This window comes from Planktothrix sp. FACHB-1355 (assembly GCF_014748295.1).
Lineage (GTDB): Bacteria > Cyanobacteriota > Cyanobacteriia > Cyanobacteriales > Aerosakkonemataceae > Aerosakkonema > Aerosakkonema funiforme_A.
Map to the genome: position 1 here is coordinate 1 of NZ_JACJUP010001106.1, position 2338 is coordinate 2338.

Annotated in this window: 3 protein-coding genes; 2 read left to right on the top strand and 1 reads right to left on the bottom strand. The window is 45.1% G+C overall.

Annotated features, from left to right (window positions below; translation table 11 throughout):
- Together H6S82_RS29540 and H6S82_RS29545 are read left to right on the top strand one after the other, a co-directional pair.
- Window positions 1-382: ABC transporter permease subunit (locus H6S82_RS29540; RefSeq protein WP_191057202.1), on the top strand; the 382-nt coding region annotated here is incomplete at its 5' end.
- Between the two features lie 411 nt (window positions 383-793).
- The gene (locus H6S82_RS29545) at window positions 794-1096 is read left to right on the top strand and encodes a hypothetical protein (protein ID WP_190464596.1); all 303 of its coding nucleotides are present in this window, start codon (window positions 794-796) and stop codon (window positions 1094-1096) included.
- A gap of 89 nt (window positions 1097-1185) precedes the next feature.
- Here the strand turns inward: H6S82_RS29545 and H6S82_RS29550 are convergent, their stop codons facing one another.
- Window positions 1186-2151 (bottom strand): DUF1517 domain-containing protein, encoded by a 966-nt coding sequence (locus tag H6S82_RS29550; RefSeq protein ID WP_190464595.1) that lies wholly within the window; start codon window positions 2149-2151, stop codon window positions 1186-1188.
- Window positions 2152-2338: the final 187 nt, after the last annotated feature.

The window sequence follows — 2338 nt, forward strand, 5'->3', positions numbered from 1 at the left end:
CGTCGTTTTCTGCCTCGCCTACGTAGGTGTAGTCGTTTCTACCCGACTGGCAGACTTAGACCCCCACCTGGAAGAAGCTGCCCTCGATTTGGGCGCTACGCCAGCCCAAGCTTTCATCAAAGTATTGCTACCCCAACTAATGCCCGGTATAATTTCTGGCTGTCTTCTCGCTTTTGTTCTCAGCTTAGACGACTTTCTGATTGCCAGTTTCACCGCCGGTAGCGGTGCCAATACCCTACCAATGGAAATTTTCAGCCGCATCCGCACTGGAGTAAAACCCGACATCAACGCACTCAGCGTTGTACTTATGGTGGTGTCCGGGGTAGTGGCCTTTCTGGCTGAATTTCTCCGCTACCGAAGCACACAAAAAAGCTATAAGTAATTTGACTGAGAAGGGGCACGGACGCAGAGGCAGTTAGCCCCGTGCCCTAATTGAATCACGCTTTCATATCTCATCTATCCAGGGAAGTAATTTCATACCTGCATATAATTTCTTTTATGAAGTTTAGATGAAGATTTAGCAAAGATTTTGTAAAAACTTTATTTGCACAAACAATTTCTGGAAAATCCACCGTATATTTACGATAGCTGAAACACAAAAAATCAAAAGCTCAGCAATTACACGTAAGACTCAAGTCGGATAGTTAATTTCCAGTCACGGAATCTTGTTAAGAAGCAGATTTTAGGAATTATATCCCAACTAATTTCAGCAATTCTATAAAAATGAGGTTTTTTTGGGCTGGACGGTCAATATTGCTAGACAAACACGAATAGTTTATTTAAGGTGCTGAACATGACTGCAATTCTTTTAGCCTTCTCTGCAACAACTTACTTTTTCTCCGGTTCTGTTTGTTATTTAGCTTTTTTGAGCCATTTAACTGACAATTCTGAGAGTTCGGAATTAAAAAGTAATTATAGTAAATTATCCAGCCTCTGGATTAGTTTGTTGTGGCCCCTATGGATAGTCAGCGAGACTTATGCAGAAGATCGCAAACCAGAAAATAAAACATTTACACATAAGCTTCCAGAATACGCAACTTGTAGGCATGAATTAACATCTACAACGATTGGCGAAATGAAGCAAGCAGTGAGGTAAACTGCATGGGAATTATCACTCTAAAAGATCAGCAAAAAAAACAGGGGCTTAACTCCAACCCCTGTTTTTTATTTAAAATTCGATCGCCATTAAATCAGTTTCAAGTTTGGATACTCGACAATCATGTCTTCAGACGTGAGGGTATCGCCTTCTGCTTGCGGTGCCCAGAGAACTTCGATCGCCAGCAATTGGTCGGCGGGAATAGCACCGAACTGGCGCAAAGCTTGACGCAGATCCTCAGAATTATTTATTGTTGGCAATTGCAGCTTACTCAGTGTAGCGGCGATCAGAGTAACGACAATGTATTGACTTGGCCCTTCGCTCAGGTTAGCGAGTTCGCCAGAGGTTTCCCCTGCCGGTAAAGCTATTTGGGAATTAGCTTGCCGCAGTTGATTGTTAACGTTGGAGAGAGTTTCTGCCGTAAATTTGCTGCGTTCTGCCAGAGATAGGCGGTTAAACTGAGCTTCTGCGGCTTCTAAACGAGTTTGCTGGCTTTCAGCACCGGCATAGACACAGTATTCGGGGTGGCGCAGCAAAGCCAAAGTAGTTTCCTGCAATACTTCAGCGCGACCTGCGGCGGAACCGGTATCGGCAGTTTCTGCAATTCGATCGAGTTCCTTTTGCAGACCGCGTGCGTTCGCCAGCAAACCGACTTGCAAACGCGCTACCGAAACGGCAGGATTGCTGCTGTAGGTCATTTCGGTACTTTCACCAGAACCGATGCGACGGAAACTTTGCACCAAGAAGTTGGCGATCGCAATAAATATCAGAATAGTGAATAAACCACCAAACCCGCCTCCAATGCCAAAAAATGGAATCAGGAAGGGAAATCCCCATCCACCGCCAGGGTAATAATACCCTCCCGATGGTGGCGCATAGGTACGCGGAGATGTGTACGTGGAGCTGGGTACTCTAAAAGAACCGCCGCCAATTCGGCCACCTGTACGAGCGGCCAAAGCTCCATCAGCGTGACCCAGCGCTAAGGTTAGCACAAGGCCAGCAATTAACACAGGTTTCAGAAGCGGTTTGATTGTAGAAAGCAGTTTTTTGTACATAAAACCAAGCCTATTTCAGCTCATTTGAAAGTAACACTCCAGTGTTTCTGGCTGGTGCAAATTTTTGTTAACGCATCTTTACACATTTCTAATTTAACGCTTTCGATCCCCACAGGGCAGCGATCGCAGGACAGATACCTGGGTAGATATCCGTACCTTAAGAAAGTCAAAAATAAGAGGGGAGAGC